This is a genomic window from Leifsonia lichenia, assembly GCF_054780215.1.
In genome coordinates, this window is sequence record NZ_BAAGWT010000009.1 from 284,590 (window position 1) to 302,856 (window position 18,267).

General features: G+C 67.2%; 18 protein-coding genes. 11 read left to right on the plus strand and 7 right to left on the minus strand.

What is annotated here, in order from left to right:
- Positions 1-57 precede the first annotated feature (57 nt).
- The 6 genes from ACYVGI_RS16385 to ACYVGI_RS16410 form a co-directional block, all read right to left on the minus strand.
- Entirely contained in the window at positions 58-819 is a 762-nt protein-coding gene (locus tag ACYVGI_RS16385) for a succinate dehydrogenase iron-sulfur subunit (protein ID WP_055890702.1), read from the minus strand.
- Positions 819-2,621 carry a succinate dehydrogenase flavoprotein subunit gene (gene sdhA, locus ACYVGI_RS16390; protein WP_402854232.1) on the minus strand — a complete coding sequence of 601 codons (1,803 nt, stop codon included), beginning with the start codon at positions 2,619-2,621 and terminating at the stop codon, positions 819-821. Before sdhA ends, ACYVGI_RS16385 begins: the two co-directional genes overlap by 1 nt.
- A 32-nt stretch (positions 2,622-2,653) precedes the next feature.
- Positions 2,654-3,097: a succinate dehydrogenase hydrophobic membrane anchor subunit gene (locus ACYVGI_RS16395; RefSeq protein ID WP_460633654.1), complete on the minus strand. Its 444-nt coding sequence runs from the start codon at positions 3,095-3,097 to the stop codon at positions 2,654-2,656.
- A gap of 2 nt (positions 3,098-3,099) precedes the next feature.
- Positions 3,100-3,516 carry a succinate dehydrogenase, cytochrome b556 subunit gene (gene sdhC, locus ACYVGI_RS16400; protein WP_460633655.1) on the minus strand — a complete coding sequence of 139 codons (417 nt, stop codon included), beginning with the start codon at positions 3,514-3,516 and terminating at the stop codon, positions 3,100-3,102.
- 122 nt (positions 3,517-3,638) lie between these two features.
- Positions 3,639-4,931, minus strand: a complete 1,293-nt coding sequence (locus ACYVGI_RS16405) for an alpha/beta hydrolase (RefSeq protein WP_460633656.1) — start codon at positions 4,929-4,931, stop codon at positions 3,639-3,641.
- 89 nt (positions 4,932-5,020) lie between these two features.
- Positions 5,021-6,145: a mannose-1-phosphate guanylyltransferase gene (locus ACYVGI_RS16410; RefSeq protein WP_460633657.1), complete on the minus strand. Its 1,125-nt coding sequence runs from the start codon at positions 6,143-6,145 to the stop codon at positions 5,021-5,023.
- Between the two features lie 74 nt (positions 6,146-6,219).
- On the opposite strand from ACYVGI_RS16410, the gene ACYVGI_RS16415 reads away from it, so the two are divergent.
- The 11 genes from ACYVGI_RS16415 to ACYVGI_RS16465 all read left to right on the plus strand — a co-directional run bounded on the left by ACYVGI_RS16415 (position 6,220) and on the right by ACYVGI_RS16465 (position 17,874).
- Positions 6,220-7,374, plus strand: coding sequence for a glycosyltransferase family 4 protein (locus ACYVGI_RS16415; RefSeq protein WP_460633658.1), 1,155 nt, complete (start codon positions 6,220-6,222; stop codon positions 7,372-7,374).
- Positions 7,375-7,427: 53 nt separating this feature from the next.
- Entirely contained in the window at positions 7,428-8,564 is a 1,137-nt protein-coding gene (locus ACYVGI_RS16420) for a magnesium and cobalt transport protein CorA (protein ID WP_460633659.1), read from the plus strand.
- Positions 8,565-8,739: 175 nt separating this feature from the next.
- The gene (locus ACYVGI_RS16425; RefSeq protein ID WP_055891590.1) at positions 8,740-9,822 is read left to right on the plus strand and encodes a BMP family lipoprotein; all 1,083 of its coding nucleotides are present in this window, start codon (positions 8,740-8,742) and stop codon (positions 9,820-9,822) included.
- Between the two features lie 193 nt (positions 9,823-10,015).
- Positions 10,016-11,536, plus strand: coding sequence for an ABC transporter ATP-binding protein (locus tag ACYVGI_RS16430; protein WP_460633660.1), 1,521 nt, complete (start codon positions 10,016-10,018; stop codon positions 11,534-11,536).
- Positions 11,533-12,816 carry an ABC transporter permease gene (locus ACYVGI_RS16435; protein WP_460633661.1) on the plus strand — a complete coding sequence of 428 codons (1,284 nt, stop codon included), beginning with the start codon at positions 11,533-11,535 and terminating at the stop codon, positions 12,814-12,816. Before ACYVGI_RS16430 ends, ACYVGI_RS16435 begins: the two co-directional genes overlap by 4 nt.
- Positions 12,813-14,135 (plus strand): ABC transporter permease, encoded by a 1,323-nt coding sequence (locus ACYVGI_RS16440; protein ID WP_460633662.1) that lies wholly within the window; start codon positions 12,813-12,815, stop codon positions 14,133-14,135. Before ACYVGI_RS16435 ends, ACYVGI_RS16440 begins: the two co-directional genes overlap by 4 nt.
- Complete coding sequence (locus ACYVGI_RS16445) at positions 14,132-14,563, plus strand: cytidine deaminase (RefSeq protein ID WP_460633663.1); 432 nt, start codon at positions 14,132-14,134, stop codon at positions 14,561-14,563. Before ACYVGI_RS16440 ends, ACYVGI_RS16445 begins: the two co-directional genes overlap by 4 nt.
- A gap of 25 nt (positions 14,564-14,588) precedes the next feature.
- Positions 14,589-15,899 (plus strand): thymidine phosphorylase, encoded by a 1,311-nt coding sequence (locus ACYVGI_RS16450; protein WP_460633664.1) that lies wholly within the window; start codon positions 14,589-14,591, stop codon positions 15,897-15,899.
- A 98-nt stretch (positions 15,900-15,997) separates the two neighbouring features.
- On the plus strand, positions 15,998-17,119 hold the full coding sequence (locus ACYVGI_RS16455; protein ID WP_460633665.1) for an adenosine deaminase: 1,122 nt from the start codon (positions 15,998-16,000) through the stop codon (positions 17,117-17,119).
- 24 nt (positions 17,120-17,143) lie between these two features.
- Complete coding sequence (locus ACYVGI_RS16460; protein WP_460633666.1) at positions 17,144-17,602, plus strand: PTS sugar transporter subunit IIA; 459 nt, start codon at positions 17,144-17,146, stop codon at positions 17,600-17,602.
- Positions 17,602-17,874 (plus strand): PTS sugar transporter subunit IIB, encoded by a 273-nt coding sequence (locus ACYVGI_RS16465; RefSeq protein ID WP_460633667.1) that lies wholly within the window; start codon positions 17,602-17,604, stop codon positions 17,872-17,874. The genes ACYVGI_RS16460 and ACYVGI_RS16465 overlap by 1 nt, the downstream gene beginning before the upstream one ends.
- Here the strand turns inward: ACYVGI_RS16465 and ACYVGI_RS16470 are convergent.
- Positions 17,871-18,233 carry an ArsR/SmtB family transcription factor gene (locus ACYVGI_RS16470; RefSeq protein WP_460633668.1) on the minus strand — a complete coding sequence of 121 codons (363 nt, stop codon included), beginning with the start codon at positions 18,231-18,233 and terminating at the stop codon, positions 17,871-17,873. The genes ACYVGI_RS16465 and ACYVGI_RS16470 overlap by 4 nt on opposite strands.
- Between the last annotated feature and the right edge of the window lie 34 nt (positions 18,234-18,267).

Sequence of the window (18,267 nt, forward strand, 5' to 3'; positions counted from 1 at the left end):
CGCGTGCTGGTGCGCACACGGCGATTCGGGACCAGTCGATGAAATCGACGAGGACGACTAGCGCTTGCCGCGCATGATGGCCTGCTTGACCTCGGCGATGGCCTGCGTCACCTGGATGCCGCGGGGGCACGCGTCGGTGCAGTTGAAGGTGGTGCGGCAGCGCCACACGCCTTCCTTGTCGTTGAGGATGTCGAGGCGCACCTGCGAGTTGTCGTCGCGGGAGTCGAAGATGAAGCGGTGCGCGTTGACGATCGCCGCGGGGCCGAAGTACTGGCCGTCCGTCCAGAACACCGGGCACGACGAGGTGCACGCCGCGCACAGGATGCACTTGGTGGTGTCGTCGAACCGGGCGCGGTCGGCGACCGACTGGATGCGCTCCTTGTCCTTCGGGGGAGCGCTGTTCGCGACGAGGAAGGGCTGCACCTCGCGGTAGGAGGCGAAGAACGGCTCCATGTCCACGATGAGGTCCTTCTCCAGCGGCAGGCCCTTGATCGCCTCGACGTAGATCGGCTTCGAGATGTCGAGGTCCTTGATCAGCGTCTTGCAGGCGAGGCGGTTGCGGCCGTTGATGCGCATGGCGTCCGAACCGCAGATGCCATGGGCGCAGGAGCGGCGGAAGGTCAGCGAACCGTCCTGCTCCCACTTGATCTTGTGCAGCGCGTCCAGGATGCGGTCGGTCGGGAACATCTCGACGTCGAAGTCCTGCCAGCGCGGTTCCGTGTCCACATCCGGGTCGAAACGACGGATGATCAGGGTCACGGTGAACGACTGGATCGGCGCCTCGGGTGCGGGCGGAGTCTCGAGCACGGCGTTCGACATCAGTACTTCCTCTCCATCGGCTGGTAGTTGGTCACGACGACCGGTTTCCAGTCGAGTCGAATGTGGTCGGCGGCGTCGGACGAGTGCGGGTCGCCGGACAGGTACGCCATGGTGTGCTTCATGAAGTTCTCGTCGTCGCGCTTGGGGTAGTCGTCGCGCATGTGGCCGCCGCGGCTCTCCTGGCGGTTGCGCGCGGAGTACACCACGACCTCGGCGAGGTCGAGCAGGAAGCCGAGCTCCACAGCCTCGAGGAGGTCTGTGTTGAAGCGCTTGCCCTTGTCCTGCACCACGATGTTGCGGTAACGGTCGCGCAGCTCGTGGATGGTCGTGGTGACCTTCGCGAGGGACTCGTCGGTGCGGAACACCTGGGCGTTCTTGTCCATCTCGTCCTGCAGCTCCTTGCGGATGGCTGCGATGCGCTCCGTGCCCGTTCCGTTGCGGAGTCCGTCGATCATCTCGCGGACGGCCTTCGCGGGGTCTTCCGGCAGAGGGACGGCGGTCGCCGTCTTGACGTACTCGACAGCGTTGTTGCCCGCTCGCTTGCCGAACACGTTGATGTCGAGCAGCGAGTTGGTGCCGAGGCGGTTGGAGCCGTGCACCGAGACGCACGCGCACTCGCCGGCGGCATAGAGGCCGGGAACGACCGTGGTGTTGTCGCGCAGTACCTCGGCGGCCGTGTTGGTCGGGATGCCGCCCATCGCGTAGTGCGCGGTCGGCATCACCGGCACAGGCTCGACAACGGGGTCGACGCCGAGGTAGGTGCGGGCGAACTCGGTGATGTCCGGCAGCTTGGTCTCGAGGACCTCCGCGCCCAGGTGCGTGCAGTCGAGTAGCACGTAGTCCTTGTGGGGACCGGCTCCTCGGCCCTCAGCGACCTCCTGGACCATGCAGCGGGCGACGATGTCGCGCGGAGCGAGGTCTTTGATGGTGGGGGCGTAGCGCTCCATGAAGCGCTCACCGCTCGCGTTGCGGAGGATCGCGCCCTCACCGCGGGCGCCCTCGGTGAGCAGGATGCCGAGGCCCGCGAGGCCGGTCGGGTGGAACTGGAAGAACTCCATGTCTTCGAGCGGGAGCTTCTTGCGCCAGATGATGCCGACGCCGTCACCGGTGAGGGTGTGGGCGTTGGAGGTGGTCTTGTAGATCTTGCCGAAGCCGCCCGTGGCGAAGATGATCGCCTTCGAGTGGAAGACGTGCAGCTCGCCGGTGGCCAGCTCGTACGCGACGACGCCGGCCGGCTGGTCGACGCCGTCCACCTCGTTCATGATCACGTCGAGGACGTAGTACTCGTTGAAGAAGTTGATGCCGAGCTTGACGCAGTTCTGGAACAGCGTCTGCAGGATCATGTGGCCGGTGCGGTCCGCGGCATAGCAGGCGCGGCGAACGGGCGCCTTGCCGTGGTCGCGGGTGTGGCCGCCGAAGCGGCGCTGGTCGATCTTGCCCTCCGGCGTGCGGTTGAACGGCAGGCCCATGTTCTCGAGGTCGATGACCGCGTCGATGGCTTCCTTGGCGAGGATCTCGGCGGCGTCCTGGTCGACGAGGTAGTCGCCGCCCTTGACGGTGTCGAAGGTGTGCCACTCCCAGTTGTCCTCTTCCACGTTCGCCAGCGCTGCGGCCATGCCGCCCTGCGCGGCTCCCGTGTGGGAGCGGGTGGGGTAGAGCTTCGAGATCACCGCGGTCTTGGCGTGCGGACCGGCTTCGATCGCGGCGCGCATCCCTGCGCCGCCTGCGCCGACGATGACGATGTCGAACTCGTGGTAGTGGACGCCGTCGATGACGGTCGATTCAGAGGTTTCAGTTGTCACAGCGTTTTCCGTAGTCGTTGGCTACTAGGTGATTACTTGACCGGGCAGAACGACGGCAGAAGATCGGCCGGAGCGCCTGCTGGGCAGGGTTCGAAGGTGAAGATCACGAGCGTGCCGAGGACCACGAGCACGACGACGGCGGCGAGGATCGCGCCCTTCAGGATGCGGTTGACCACCTTGTTGTACGAGTAGTCGTTGACCAGGGTGCGCATCCCGTTGCCACCGTGGATCATGGCGAGCCAGAGCATCAGGAGGTCCCAGACCTGCCAGAACGGCGTGGCGTACTTGCCGCCGATGAAGGCGAAGTCGATCTGCTTGACGCCCTCTCCCATGACGAGGTTGACGAACAGGTGACCGAAGATGAGGACGATCAGCAGCACGCCGGACGCGCGCATGTAGATCCAGCCCCATTTCTCCCAGTTGACGCCCTTGCGGGCGGGACGGGACGGGGTGCGAGGCGCTTCGATGGTGGTCATGGTCAGTGCCCCTCTCCGAAGATGTGGATGAGCTGCACCGGAACGAAGCCGGCCATGAGCACGACCCAGATCACGATCACGACGTAGAACATGACCTTCTGGTACTTGACGCCCTTGCTCCAGAAGTCGATGAGGATGATCCGGATGCCGTTGAAGGCGTGGAACATGATGGCGCCGACGAGGGCGATCTCACCGAGTCCCATGATGGGGTTCTTGTACGTCCCGATCACCGCGTTGTATGCCTCGGGGCTGACCCGGACGAGCGAGGTGTCGAGGATGTGCACGAGAAGGAAGAAGAAGATGGCGACGCCGGTGATGCGGTGCAGCACCCACGACCACATTCCCTCTCGGCCCCGGTACAGTGTCCCGCCCGGCCTGTTCTTGGTCGGCTGCAGGGTTCCTGCCGCTTGATCTGGCACGAACAACCCTCCCTGGTTGTGGTCGCTTGCTGACGCGCTTGAGCGCCGTACCAGTCTATGCCGCACGGCTGTTTCACGCTGCTTAGGCAGGCCTAAGTATCTCGACGTCGAGACAAATCGGGTCAGGACGGCGCCGAGAGCCCGAGCACGGGATAGAGGACCCGGAAGCCCTCTTCGAGTCCGCCGGTGAGAGCCTTCTGCACGTGCCCGCCGTTCTGCACCTCGTGGTAGTCCACGTTCATCCCCACCTGGCGGGCGGCCGCTGCGACCCGGAGGGCGACGGGGCGGTACATCGCGTCGTCGGAGCCGACGGTGAAGACGGCCGTCGTGTGCCGGAAGTCCTTTCCGTGCATGATGCGGAGCGGCTTCTGGTCCTCGTATGCGTCCTTGTCGCCGCCGAACACGTCGTGGAGGACGGCGGCCTCGTGGTCGGAGCCGGGGAACTCCTCTCCGGAGATGTCGATCAGGTTCGAGAACAGGTCAGGCCGCTTGACCGCGATCGACAGTGCGCACTGGCCGCCGTTGGAGTATCCGGCGATGGTCCAGAACCGGCGGTCGTGGGTGATGTTGAGGTGCTTCTGCGCCCAGTCGACCACGTCGCCTGTGAGGAACGTCTGCGCCTTCCCGAACCGCTTCGTGTCGAGGCAGAGCGGGTCGCGGAGCGGGTCGCCGAGCTGGTCGGCGACGATGACGATTGGTGCGAGGCCTCCGTGCTTTGCGGCGATCGGATCGAGCACCGCCGCGGCCTGGTACGGATCGGGGTTGCCAGGCTGACCCATCAGCATCACGACGAGGGGGAGCGGCGGCGGGTTCGCGACGAGGGCGGCGGGCGGCAGGTAGATTCCCGCGGGCCTGGAGGAGAATCCCGACCCGGTGTTCGGGATGACCTGGCTGCCCGTCCTGCCGTGCTCCGGGAGGTCGGCCGGAGCTTTCCAGTGCTTCCAGAGCTGCGTGTCGTATCCGGATGCTGCTGTCGGCGGGGTGAGCCGGATCGGTTTGTCCGTCGAGATGGAGAGCAGGTTGCCGAGCGTGCGGTTGATCCCGTACGTCGCGTTCACCGCGAGCGTGCCGGCCGCGATGAACACCGGGATGCACGCGACGGCGACGATCTTCCGCCACCGGGGAGACCGCCACAGGTTCACGACCGCGAGCGCGACCGCACAGCAGGTCGCGGTGATCCACGCGTAGTTCACCAGGCCGAGCGACGTTCCGAACAGGTCGAGCCAGCGCACCGCGACGAGCCAGATTCCCACGGAGACCACGAGGCCGGCCGCGATGGCGGACAGAGCGGTGACCAGCCAGCGCACGCTCGGCCGGCGTGCCAGCAGGAGCGCGGCAGCGGCGGCCGCGACGGCCAGCACCGTCACGATGACAGGGCCATCGACGACATCGGTCGTCAGCAGCGCGTCGAACATGCGAACTCCACCCCCAGGACGGCTGCCGGGACTTCGGGTGCGCGGCAGGCGCAGGACGGAACGCTAGCGCATCAGGATGGCGGAGTTCCTTACAACACGTCGCTGGAGCCGGTGAGCTTCAGCGCGTCCACGACGGCCTTCACCCTCTGGGCGTTCTCGCTCGTCGTGACGAGCAGCGCATCCGGAGTGTCGACGACCACGATGTCCTTGACGCCGATGAGGCTGATCACCCGGCCGGACTGGCTCACCACGATTCCGCTGGAGGCGTCGGAGAGCACGCGAGCGTTCTCCCCGAGGATCGCGAGGTCGGACTTGCGGCCGCCGGAGTTGAGCTTGGCGAGGGAGGCGAAGTCTCCGACGTCGTCCCAGTCGAAGTATCCGGGGATCACGGAGAGCGCGCCCCTGCTCGCCGCCGGCTCCGCCACGGCGTAGTCGATCGCGATCTTCTCGAGCCCCGGCCAGATGCGGTCGACGGCCGGGCCGCGCGTGGCAGGCTCGTCCCACGCCTCCGCCAGCTCGAGCAGCCCGGCGTGGAGCTCCGGCTTGGAGCGGCCGATCTCCTCCAGCAGGCGGTCGGCGCGGGAGATGAACATACTCGCGTTCCAGAGGTACGCGCCGCTCGCCAGGTAGCTCTCCGCGGTCTCCAGGTCGGGCTTCTCGACGAACTCGGTCACCGACAGCGCGCTCGGCGCCCCGTCGATGGCCAGCCCGTCTCCGGTGCGGATGTAGCCGAAGCCGACAGCGGGCTCCGTCGGCCGGATGCCGATGGTGGTGATGTACCCGGCGTCTGCGGAGGCGACGGCCTCCCGCACGGCAGCGCCGAACAGGGGGAGGTTCTTGATGACGTGGTCGGCGGCGAACGATCCGATGATCACGCCGGGCTCCCTGCGCTCCAGGATCGCCGCGGCGAGGCCGATCGCTGCGGTGGAGTCGCGCGGCTCGGACTCCAGGACCACGTTGTGGTCTGCGAGGGTCGGCAACTGCGCTTCGACGGCGGCGCGGTGGGCGCGGCCGGTGACGACCATGATCCGCTGCTCGCCGGAGAGCGGCGCCAGCCTGTCCCAGGTGTCGCGCAGCAGTGTCTGCCCTGAGCCGGTGAGGTCGTGCAGGAACTTGGGCGCGTCGGCGCGCGAGAGCGGCCAGAGCCGCGAGCCGATCCCGCCGGCCGGGATCACGGCGTAGAAGCGGTCGAGCGCGCTGGAGGTGTGTGCCATGTCGAAAGGATACCGAGCGCTCCCGGACACCGGCCGTTCACACCGGGGTCACCGCGGCTGCCTAGCCTGGCGACATGCGCGTAGCGGTGGTCAGCGAGAGCTTCCTCCCCACAGTCAACGGGGTCACCACCAGTGTCTGCCGGGTGCTCGAGCACCTGGCAGCCGCGGGGCACGACGCGATCGTGGTGTGCCCGGACGCCGGCGCACCCGCCGAGTACGCGGGATTCCGCGTGCATCAGGTGCCGTCAGTCGCGTACCGGCAATTCCCGGTCGGGCTTCCGAGCCCGCAGGTGCAGCGGATCCTGAGCCGGTTCGAGCCGGACGTGCTGCACGCCGCATCCCCTTTCCTGCTGGGTGCGCAGGGGATCGCCGCCGCGAACAGGCTCGGCGTGCCGTCCGTCGCGATCTATCAGACGGATGTCGCCGGGTACGCCAGGCGCAACGGGCTCGGGATGACGTCGGCCATCGCCTGGAAATACGTGCGCTGGGTGCACGAGGGTGCCGACCTCACACTCGTGCCGTCCGCCGCATCGGAGTACGACCTGCGCACGGCGGGCGTCCGCTCGCTCGCGCGCTGGGGACGCGGGGTCGACCTGGAGCGCTACCACCCCAACAATCGCAGGACACCGGCCGCCATCGCGCTGCGCGATCAGTTGTCGCCGGACGGCGAACTCGTGGTGGGGTACGTCGGCCGCATCGCTCCGGAGAAGCAGGTGGAACGTCTCCGCGCGCTTCGCGGCATCCCCGGCATCCAGCTCGCCATCGTCGGGGACGGGCCGTCGCGCGCCACCGTCGCCGCCGAGCTGCGCGGGATGCCCGTGACCTGGCTCGGGCGGCTGGGCGGTGCCGACCTCGCCGCCGCATATGCGAGTTTCGACATGTTCGTCCACACCGGAACGGAGGAGACCTTCGGCCAGACCGTCCAGGAGGCCCACGCCTCCGGAATCCCGGTGGTCGCACCGCGCGCGGGAGGGCCGATCGACCTGGTCGAGCACGGCGTCGACGGGCTGCTGGTCCAGCCGTCGGACGACAGAGCGCTGCGGGCAGCAGTGAGGATGCTCGCCGCCGACGCCCCGCTGCGACTCCGGATGGGCGAGGCGGGCAGGCGCGCTGTGCTCGGCCGGAGCTGGGAGGCGATCTGCGCCGAGCTCGTCGCGCACTACGGGAGCGTGATCGGCGGCGCACGAAAGCGGGTCCAGCGCACGGGCAGACAGCGCGCGTACAGTTAGGTGGCCGTGCGCGCATGGCCGTTCCACCCGTACGCAGCACCCGGAGGTGACTCATGGCCCTGAACACCAATCGACGCGGAATCCCGATGCCCTTCGTCTCCCGCACGCGCCGAGTCGATCCTCCGTCAGAGACTTCCTCGTCCGAGCAGAGCGCGCCCCGCGAGCCGCGCCCGAGCATGGTCGATTCCGCCATCTACTCCAACGGCCACCGCGTCGCATCCCCGCGCAGCCTCGCCGAGACGTATCGCGCGCTCGACGCGACGGACGACGGCGTCGCCTGGATCGGCCTCTACCGTCCGAGCGCCGATGAGCTGATGTCGCTCGCCGACGAGTTCGGTCTGCACCAGTTGGCCATCGAGGACGCGATCGTCGCGCACCAGCGGCCCAAGCTGGAGCGGTACGACACCGTGCTCTTCGTCGTGCTCAAAGCGGCCAACTACCTGGATGTGCCAGAGGAGGTCGACTTCGGCGAGCTGCACCTCTTCGTCGGACCGAACTTCGTCATCACCGTCAGGCACAGCGAGTCGCCAGACCTCTCTCATGTGCGCCAGCGGATGGAGCGGGAGCCGGAGCTGCTCGCCCTCGGAACGCAGGCCATCCTCTACGCCATCATCGACGCGGTAGTGGATGCGTACAGCCCGGTCGTCGCCGGTCTCGCCAACGACATCGACGAGATCGAGACGCAGGTGTTCGGCGGAGACGCGCTGGTGTCCAGGCGCATCTACGAGCTGTCGCGCGAGGTCATCGACTTCCAGAGGGCGACGCATCCACTGACCGCTGTGATGGATGCGCTCGAGCACGGCTCGTCCAAGTACGGCGTCACCCAGGAGCTGCAGCGCGGGCTGCGCGACGTCGCGGACCACCTCACGGTGGTGAACGAGCGCGTCGACGGGTTCCGCCAGCTCCTGCGCGACATCCTCACGGTGAACTCCACCCTCGTCTCCGAGCGGAGGAACGAGGAGATGGAGCGGCTCGCCCACTCCACCCACCGTCAGGGCGAAGAGGTCAAGCGCATCTCCTCGTGGGCGGCGATTCTGTTCGCCCCGTCGCTGGTCGCCGGCGTCTACGGGATGAACTTCACCCATATGCCGGAACTGGACTGGACGTTCGGATACCCGCTCGCGATTCTGGCCATGCTGGGCCTGAGCGGCGCCCTCTACTTCGTGTTCAAGAAGCGCGGGTGGTTGTAGGGGGTAGACGCGGGGGACAGGATGCTCAAATGAGCAGGTGCCAAACAGGCGTGCATTTGTAACGCTTGCATGAAGAAGCCGGATTTTCGAACGGAGCGGTTCGTCACATTCGGTAACGTGAACAGCAAATGGCCTCCCTTCACCCGCGGAGGCCTGCATCTTGGAGGACACCACCTTGACAATCACAGCCCGTAAGGCCGGAGTGCTCGGCCTGGTAGCGGTCGGCGTCATGTCGATGCTGGCCGCGTGTTCGGCTGCCCCGTCGGACAACTCGACCACCGGAGCGGCGAAGAGCGACTTCCTGCCCTGCATGGTCTCCGACGCAGGCGGATTCGACGACAAGTCGTTCAACGAGACCAGCTACAACGGCATGGTCAGCGCGACGAAGAGCCTCGGCATCAGCTACAAGAAGGCCGAGTCGAAGAACGCGAACGACTACAGCCCGAACATCCAGAGCATGGTCGACCAGAACTGCAACCTGATCATCTCGGTCGGGTTCAACCTGAAGGACGCCACCGAGAAGGCCGCGAAGGCCAACCCGGACATCGACTTCGCCACGGTCGACGACAACGAGATCACGGCGGACAACGTTCGCCCGATCATCTTCGACACCGCCCAGGCCGCCTTCCTCGGCGGTTACGCCGCGGCGAGCTACTCGAAGTCCGGCGTCGTCGGCACCTTCGGTGGTATGCAGTTCCCGACGGTCACCATCTTCATGGACGGCTTCGCGGACGGCGTCGCGTACTACAACCAGCAGAAGGGCAAGGACGTCAAGGTCGTCGGCTGGGACGTCAAGGCTCAGAACGGTGCGTTCACCGGCGGCTTCGACGCCAACGATACGGCCAAGACCACGGCTCAGGGCATCATCGACCAGGGTGCTGACGTGATCATGCCCGTCGGCGGCCCGATCTACCAGTCGGCAGCGCAGGCGATCAAGGACTCCGGCAAGGACATCGCGATGGTCGGCGTCGACACCGACGTCTTCATCTCGGACCCGAGCGTCAAGGACATCCTGCTCACCTCGGTGATGAAGGGTCTCGACACCGCGACCGCATCCGTCGTCAAGGACGCAGCGAACGGCAAGTTCACCAACACGCCGTACGTCGGAACCCTGAAGAACGACGGCGTCGGCCTGGCCCCGTTCCACAACTTCGAGTCGAAGGTGGACAAGGGCCTGCAGGGCGAGCTGGACAAGATCAAGGCCGGCATCATCGACGGCTCGATCACGGTCGAGTCGCCGTCGTCGCCCAAGGCGTAACAGCACCATCGCACTACACGGGGAGGTCAGCGGATGCTGGCCTCCCCGGTCTTTTGGCCCTTGTCACGACTGCTCAACTGAGCACACACTGACATATGTGCAAAAAGGTAGGGTGAAGACGCGCATCGAGGCCATCCTCCTTTCCCGCGCGTCATCGCTCCACCCGGGCGAGTAGAGAAGGAACCCCACCCGAATGAAGCTCGAACTTCGCGGCATCACCAAACGGTTCGGTGCCCTGGTCGCCAACGACCACATCGACCTCACGGTCGAACCAGGCGAGATCCACTGTCTGCTCGGCGAGAACGGCGCAGGCAAGTCCACCCTCATGAACGTCCTGTACGGCCTCTACCAGGCCGACGAGGGCGAGATCCTGCTCGACGACGTCGTCCAGCAGTTCTCCGGCCCCGGCGACGCGATGAAGGCCGGAATCGGCATGGTGCACCAGCACTTCATGCTCATCCCCGTCTTCACGGTCGCAGAGAACGTCATGCTCGGCCACGAGGAGACCGGGTTCGCCGGACGCCTCGACCTGAATGCCGCCCGCGCTCGGGTGCGCGAGATCTCGGATCGCTTCGGCTTCGACGTCGACCCGGATGCGCTGATCGAGGACCTGCCGGTCGGCGTCCAGCAGCGCGTGGAGATCATCAAGGCGCTGTCCCAGAACGCCAAGGTGCTCGTGTTCGACGAGCCGACCGCTGTGCTCACCCCGCAGGAGACCGATGAGCTGATGACGATCATGCGCCAGCTCAAGGAGCAGGGCACCGCCATCGTCTTCATCACCCACAAGCTTCGCGAGGTGCGCGAGGTGGCGGATCGCATCACGGTCATCCGCCTCGGCAAGGTCGTCGGCGAGACGGAGCCGACCGCCACGAACACCGAGATGGCGTCGATGATGGTCGGCCGCGCCGTCGAGCTGACCGTGCACAAGGAGCCGGCGAACCCCGGCGCCCCGGCCCTCATCGTGCGCGACCTGTCCGTGATCGACCCGATCGGGCAGCTCGTCGTCAACAACGTGAGCTTCGATGTGAAGGCGGGCGAGATCCTCGCCATCGCCGGAGTGCAGGGCAACGGACAGACCGAGCTGACCGAGGCGATCCTCGGGCTCCAGCCGCGCGTCGAGGGCACGATCGAGCTGGACGGCAAGCACATCCAGGGACACAGCGTGCGCCGCGTGCTCGACGCCGGTGTCGGCTTCGTCCCAGAGGACCGCAACGAGGACGGCCTCGTCGGCGAGTTCACCATCGCGGAGAACCTGATGCTCGACCGGTCGAGCGGGGAGCCGTTCGTCAAGGCGGGCAACCTGCAGCTCTCCTACCGCGCGGAGTTCGCGGAGGAGAAGATCAAGGAGTTCGACGTGCGCGCCCAGGGCGTCGACACCAAGGTCGGCAAGCTGTCAGGCGGTAACGCGCAGAAGGTCGTGCTCGCCCGCGAGCTGAGCCGCGACCTCAGCCTGTTCGTCGCCGCGCAGCCGACGCGCGGGCTCGACGTCGGATCGATCGAGTTCGTGCACAAGCGCATCGTCGCGACCAGGGATGCCGGCATCCCGGTCATCGTCGTCTCGACAGAGCTCGACGAGGTCGCCGCCCTCGCAGACAGGATCGCGGTCATGTACCGCGGCGGAATCGTAGGAATCGTACCGGGCAACACCTCGCGTGCTGTGCTCGGTCTGATGATGGCCGGCGAGCTGCCGGCGGATGTGGAAGTCGCAGCATGAGCCAGACCGCCCAGGCCCCCGAGCCCACGAAGGGGCCGGAGCCGACGAAGGCCCCTGGTGTCGAGCCGCCATCGCGCTGGCAGGTCGCCATGCGCGACATCGCCGGCGGCAGCGTGGTCATCTCGATCCTCGCCGTCGTCATTGCCCTCGTGATCGGCGCGATCCTGATCGCCATCACCGACCCGACCGTGCAGAAGGCCTCCGGCTACTTCTTCGCCAGGCCGGGTGACACGTTCCAGGCCATTTGGCACTCCGTGTCGAGCGCATACGTCTCGCTGTTCCAGGGCTCGATCTACAACTTCCGTCGTCCGTCGTTCTCCGCGGGCATCCGGCCGCTGACCGAGACGCTGACGTTCGCCACGCCGCTGATCGCCGGTGGCCTCGGCGTCGCCCTCGCGTTCCGCGTCGGCATGTTCAACATCGGTGGCCGCGGCCAGATGCTGATCGCCGCGGGCGCGGCCGGCTGGGTCGGCTGGTCGTTCAACCTGCCTCCTGTGCTGCACCTGCTGCTCGCGATCGTCGCCGGTATCGCCGGTGGCGCCATCTGGGGCGGCATCGCCGGGCTGCTGAAAGCCCGGACGGGCGCGCACGAGGTGATCGTCACGATCATGCTCAACTACATCGCCTTCTACCTGCTGGCGTACTTCCTGCGCACGCCCGGCCTTTTCCAGATGGCGGGGTCGAGCAACCCGAAGTCGCCGCCGGTGAAGCCGAACGCGATCCTGCCTCCGCTGTTCGGAGACCAGTACAACCTCACCTGGGCGTTCGTCATCGTCATCGCGCTGACGGTCTACGTGTGGTGGCTGCTCAACCGCTCCGCGATGGGCTTCCGTTTCAAGGCGGTCGGTGAGAACCCGAACGCCGCACGCGTCGCCGGCATCGACGTCAAGAACGTCTACTTCGTCGCCATGCTGATCGCCGGTGGCCTCGTCGGATTCGCCGGTGTGAACCAGGCGCTCGGCACCTTCCCCCAGGGCATCACGTCCGACCTGGATGCTGGCATCGGCTTCGACGCGATCACGGTCGCGCTGCTCGGTCGCTCGCGGCCGTGGGGCACGTTCATCGCCGGTCTGCTGTTCGGTGCGCTGAAGGCGGGAAGCTTCGCCATGCAGGCGGCCAACGACATCCCGATCGACATCGTGCTCGTCGTGCAGTCCCTCATCGTGCTGTTCATCGCAGCGCCGCCGCTCGTGCGGGCGATCTTCCGCCTGCCGACGCCGGGCGTCGCATCCAAGAAGTCCACCCTTCCCATCGTCAGCAAGGAGGTGGCAGCCAAGTGAGCACCGTCACCGAGACCCAGCCGGGCATCCCGTCGAGCGACCAGATCGTCCTGGAGCGCACCCAGATCAAGAGCTGGAAGGCGCCGATCGCGCTGGGCGTGTTCGCCCTGCTCGCCATCGTGCTGTTCGTGTTCCTGCCCAGGCAGGGCGACAGCAGCTTCCGCTTCGCCGACCCTGGCGACTTCTTCGCCATCCCGCTGCTGACCGTCCCGACCCAGGCGACGAGCATCATCTGCGCCATCCTGTGCGCGATCCTGGCCGTCGGCGCGTACTTCTACATCGCCTCCGGCCGCAAGGTGCCGATCTGGTACGCGATCGTGTTCGCGCTGGTGTTCATGTTCGGGTTCCTCACCTGGGCGGCCGCCGGACACACCGTGCCGTTCACCGGCCTGCTGCTCGGCAGCGTGAGCCTGTCCGTTCCGCTCGTCTTCGGCGCCCTCGGCGGTGTCATCTCCGAGCGTGCCGGCGTGGTGAACGTCGCCATCGAGGGTCAGTTGCTCGCCGGAGCGTTCGTCTCGGCGTTCATCGCGTCGGTCGCGCAGCACGTCTGGCACCTGCCGGTCGTCGCGGCGCTCATCATCGGGATGCTGTCGGCGATGATCGCCGGAGTCCTGGTGTCGTTCGTGCTGGCCGCGTTCGCGATCAAATACCTGGTGGAGCAGGTGATCGTCGGTGTCGTGCTCAACGTGCTCGTCACCGGTCTGACGAGCTTCCTGTTCTCCACGGTGCTGTCCAACGACATCCCGGTGCTGAACAACCCGCCGCGCTTCGAGCGGCTGCCGATCCCGCTGCTCAGCGAGATCCCGGTGATCGGTCCCGTGCTGTTCAAGCAGACGATCATCGTCTACCTGATGTACATCGCGGTGTTCCTGGTCTGGTTCGGCCTGTTCAAGACCCGCTGGGGTCTGCGCGTCCGCGCTGTCGGCGAGCACCCGAAGGCCGCGGACACCGTGGGCATCAACGTCAACGGCACCCGGTTCTGGAACGTCTCGCTCGCCGGAGCGGTCGCCGGTCTCGGCGGGGCGTACTTCACGCTCGCCTCGGTTGGAGCGTTCGGCAAGGAGATGACCAACGGCGCGGGCTTCATCGCCCTGGCCGCCGTCATCTTCGGACGCTGGGACCCGATCAGGGCCACCCTGGCCGCTCTGCTGTTCGGCTTCGCGTCGTACCTGCAGACCACGCTCGGGATCATCGGCGCACCTGTGCCGAGCGAGTTCATGCTGATGCTGCCGTATGTCGTGACGATCTTCGCCGTCGCCGGACTCGTCGGCATCTCGCGGGCTCCCGCCGCAGACGGCAAGCCGTACATCAAATCATGAGCGGGGCAGAGGCGACGGACGCCGTGGACTGGGAGGCGCTGCGCGCCGCGGCCCGCGAAGCCATGACGCACGCGTACATCCCGTACTCGAAGTTCGCCGTGGGAGCAGCGGCTCTCGTCGACGACGGCCGGATCGTCTCCGGCTGCAACGTCGAGAACGCCAGCTACGGCGTCACGCTGTGCGCGGAGTGCGGACTCGTCTCCGCTCTGCACATGTCGGGCGGCGGCCACCTGGTGGCCTTCACCTGCGTGGACGGCGACGGAAACGTGCTGATGCCGTGCGGCCGGTGCCGCCAGCTCCTGTACGAGCACTCCGCGGAGGGCATGGTGCTGGAGACGGTGTCCGGCTTCCGCACCATCGACGAGGTGCTGCCGGATGCGTTCGGCCCGCGCCAGTTGACCGAGTACGCCGCAGCGCACGATTCCTGAGCGCACGACGACACAGAAAGCAGATATGAGCGACACCGCAGGGACGGTCGAGGCCTTCGACGCCGTCGACCTCATCCACACCAAGCGCGACAGCGGCGAGCTGTCCACGCCGCAGATCGACTGGCTGATCGACGCGTACACGCGCGGCTATGTCGGCGACGAGCAGATGGCCGCGATGACGATGGCGATCTTCCTCAACGGGATGACGCGCCGCGAGATCAAGGACCTCACCATGGCGATGATCGCCTCCGGTGAGCGGATGAGTTTCGAGGGGCTCGGCAAGCCGACGACGGACAAGCACTCCACCGGCGGCGTAGGCGACAAGATCACGCTGCCGCTGATGCCGCTCGTGGCGACCTTCGGCGCCGCCGTGCCGCAGCTCTCCGGTCGTGGGCTCGGGCACACGGGAGGGACGCTCGACAAGCTGGAGAGCATCCCGGGCTGGCGGGCGAATCTGAGCAACCAGGAGATGTTCGACCAGCTCCGGGATGTCGGCGGCGTGATCTGCGCGGCCGGCTCCGGTCTCGCGCCCGCTGACGGCAAGCTCTACGCCCTGCGCGACATCACGGGAACGGTCGAGGCCATCCCGCTGATCGCCTCCTCGATCATGAGCAAGAAGATCGCAGAGGGCACGGGCGCGCTGGTGCTCGACGTGAAGTTCGGGTCTGGGGCGTTCCTCAAGGACATCGAGAAGTCGCGCGAGCTCGCCCGCACGATGGTCGACCTCGGCCGCGACGCCGGCGTCGCCACCTCCGCGCTGCTCACCAACATGAACGTGCCGCTCGGCCTCGCCATCGGCAACGCAAACGAGGTGCGCGAGTCCGTCGAGGTGCTGGCGGGCGGGGGACCGGCCGATGTGGTCGAGCTGACCATCGAGCTGGCGCGCGAGATGCTCGCCCTCGCAGGCAAGACGGACGTGGATGTGGAGGCCGCGCTGAAGGACGGCCGCGCCATGGACAAGTGGCGCGAGACCATCCGCGCCCAGGGCGGCGATCCGGACGCGCCGCTGCCGGTCGCGAAGGAGACGCACACCGTCGTCGCCGACCGCGACGGCGTGCTGGTCGAGCAGCAGGCGCTGCCGTTCGGCATCGCCGCGTGGCGTCTCGGCGCCGGCCGCGCCCGCAAGCAGGACCCCGTGCAGCACGCGGCGGGCGTCGACCTGCACGCCAAGCCGGGCGACACCGTGCGCGCAGGCGACCCGCTCTTCACCCTCTCCGCCGACGAGCCCGCCCGTTTCGAGCGCGCGCTCGAAGCCCTCGAAGGCGCATACCGCATCGGCGACCACGGCGACCCCGTCCTCACCGGCGGCCCCCTCATCGCCGACCGCATCTCCTAACCCCCCCACCCGCGCCATCGAGCCCAGGCTTTTTCACCGCAAATCGGCCGAATACGGTGAGAAACCCTGGGCTCGATCGCTGAGATAGATTGAAGGACATGAGTAAAGAAGCAGACGGCGGGTACAGGCTCAGCGACGGAACGAGCATCCGGGAGTTGCCGAAGGTGTCGTTGCACGACCACCTCGACGGCGGCCTGCGACCGGCGACGGTGATCGAGCTCGGCGCGGAGATCGGCCTCGACCTCCCCACCTCGGACGCCGTCGAGCTGGCTCGCTGGTTCGGCGAGAAGTCCAACTCCGGCTCGCTGGTCGAATACCTCAAGACCTTCGACCTCACCACCGCCGTGATGCAGACGAAGGAAGGGCTCAGCCGCGTCGCGCGCGAGTTCGTTCAGGACCTGGGCGAGGACGGTGTCGTCTACGGCGAGATCCGGTGGGCGCCGGAGCAGCACCTCACCCGCGGCCTCAGCCTCGACGAGACGGTGGATGCGGTCCAAGACGGCATCGAGCAGGGCATCGACGACGTGCGCGCCACCGGCAAGCGCATCCGGGTCGGTCAGCTCGTCACCGCCATGCGTCACGCCGACCGCGGGCTGGAGATCGCGGAGCTGGCCGTGCGCCACCGCGACAACGGCGTCGTCGGCTTCGACATCGCGGGCGCAGAAGCCGGGTTCCTCCCGTCGCGCCACCGCGAGGCGTTCGACTACCTCGCCGCGCAGTTCTTCCCGACCACCGTCCACGCCGGCGAGGCCGACGGCCTGGAGAGCATCAGGAGCGCTCTCATCGACGGTCGCGCACTGCGTCTCGGCCACGGCGTTCGCATCGCCGAGGACATCACGATCGAGCGCCAGGACGACGAGAACACCTACGTGACGATCGGCACGCTCGCCCAGTGGGTGAAGGACCGCGAGATCGCACTCGAGACGAGCCCGACCTCCAACCTGCAGACCGGCGCCATCGCCGCGTGGGGCGACGACATCCTGGACCACCCGTTCGACCTCCTCTACCAGCTCGGCTTCCGGGTGACGGTGAACACCGACAACCGTCTGATGAGCGGAACGTCGCTGACGCGCGAGCTGAGCATCCTGGCCGACGCCTTCGCGTACGACCGCACGGACCTGGAGGTTTTCCAGCTCAACGCGGCCGGTTCCGCGTTCCTGCCGCTGGAAGAACGCGAAGAGCTGGCGGACATCATCACAGCAGGTTTCGAGGGTTCGTAACCCACCGGGAGATACGCTTGAGCCATGCCTCTGCCACCGTTGCCCGATTCCGCCATCACCATCGGAGCCCACGCCTCCGACTGGCGTGACGCGGTCGAGCTGGCAGGGGCGGCTCTCGCGGCCTCCGGGGCCACGGAGCCCAGCTACGCCGAGCGGATGATCCAGGTCATCGACGAGTTCGGGGCATACATCGTCATCGCGCCCGGGCTGGCCCTCGCGCACGCCCGCCCCGGCCCCGACGTGCTGGCGGACGGCCTCTCCGTGGTCACGCTGGACGACCCGGTGGTCTTCGGGCACCCGCACAACGATCCGGTCTCCGTGGTCATCGGCCTCGCCGTCTCGTCGCCGGAGGCGCACGTGACCTCGGTCGCCGAGCTGGCGAACGTGTTCAACGACCCGGAGTCGATTCCGGCCCTGGCCGCAGCTCAGGATGCGGCAACCGTGCAGCGCATCATGGCCGCCAGCGAACAGGGCGCCGCCTGATGAAGATCGTCGCGATCTGCGGCGCCGGCATCGGCACCTCGGGGATCCTGAAAGTCAACGCGGAACGGGTGCTTCGGCGCCTCGACATCGACGCGGACGTGACAGCTTCGGACCTCGCCAGCCTGGCGACGGCCGCATCCGACGCGCAGGTCATCCTGACCTCGCCGGAGCTGGTCGACAAGATCGGGCAGACCAACGCCGACATCGTCGTTGTCGACAACTACTTCGACCTGGACGAGCTGGAGCAGAAGCTCGACGAGGCGCTCGGCTAGAGCTGCGCTGCGCCGCTGCTATCGGCTGTGCTCCCATCGTCTGCGCTTCCATCTTCTGCGCTGACGAGCGCATCGACCAGCCCGGGGAACCGCTGGTCGAGTTCCGCTCTGCGGAGCTGGATGGCGTGGGTGCGCCCGTCCACGATCGTGAGCGTCACTCCTGCCTCGCGAAGCGCCTTGAAGTGGTGCGAGAGCGTCGACTTCTGCACGTCGAAGCCCCACTCCGTGGCGGACTTGGCGTGTGGTTCGCCATCGGAGAGCACCCGCACGATCTGCAACCGGATGGGGTCTGCCACGGCTCGCAGGACGTCGACGAGCTGGACCGTCTCGATGGCGGGGGCCGGGTAGTCAGCCGACACGTGCATCCCCTCGACAAAATAGTTTGACAATCAT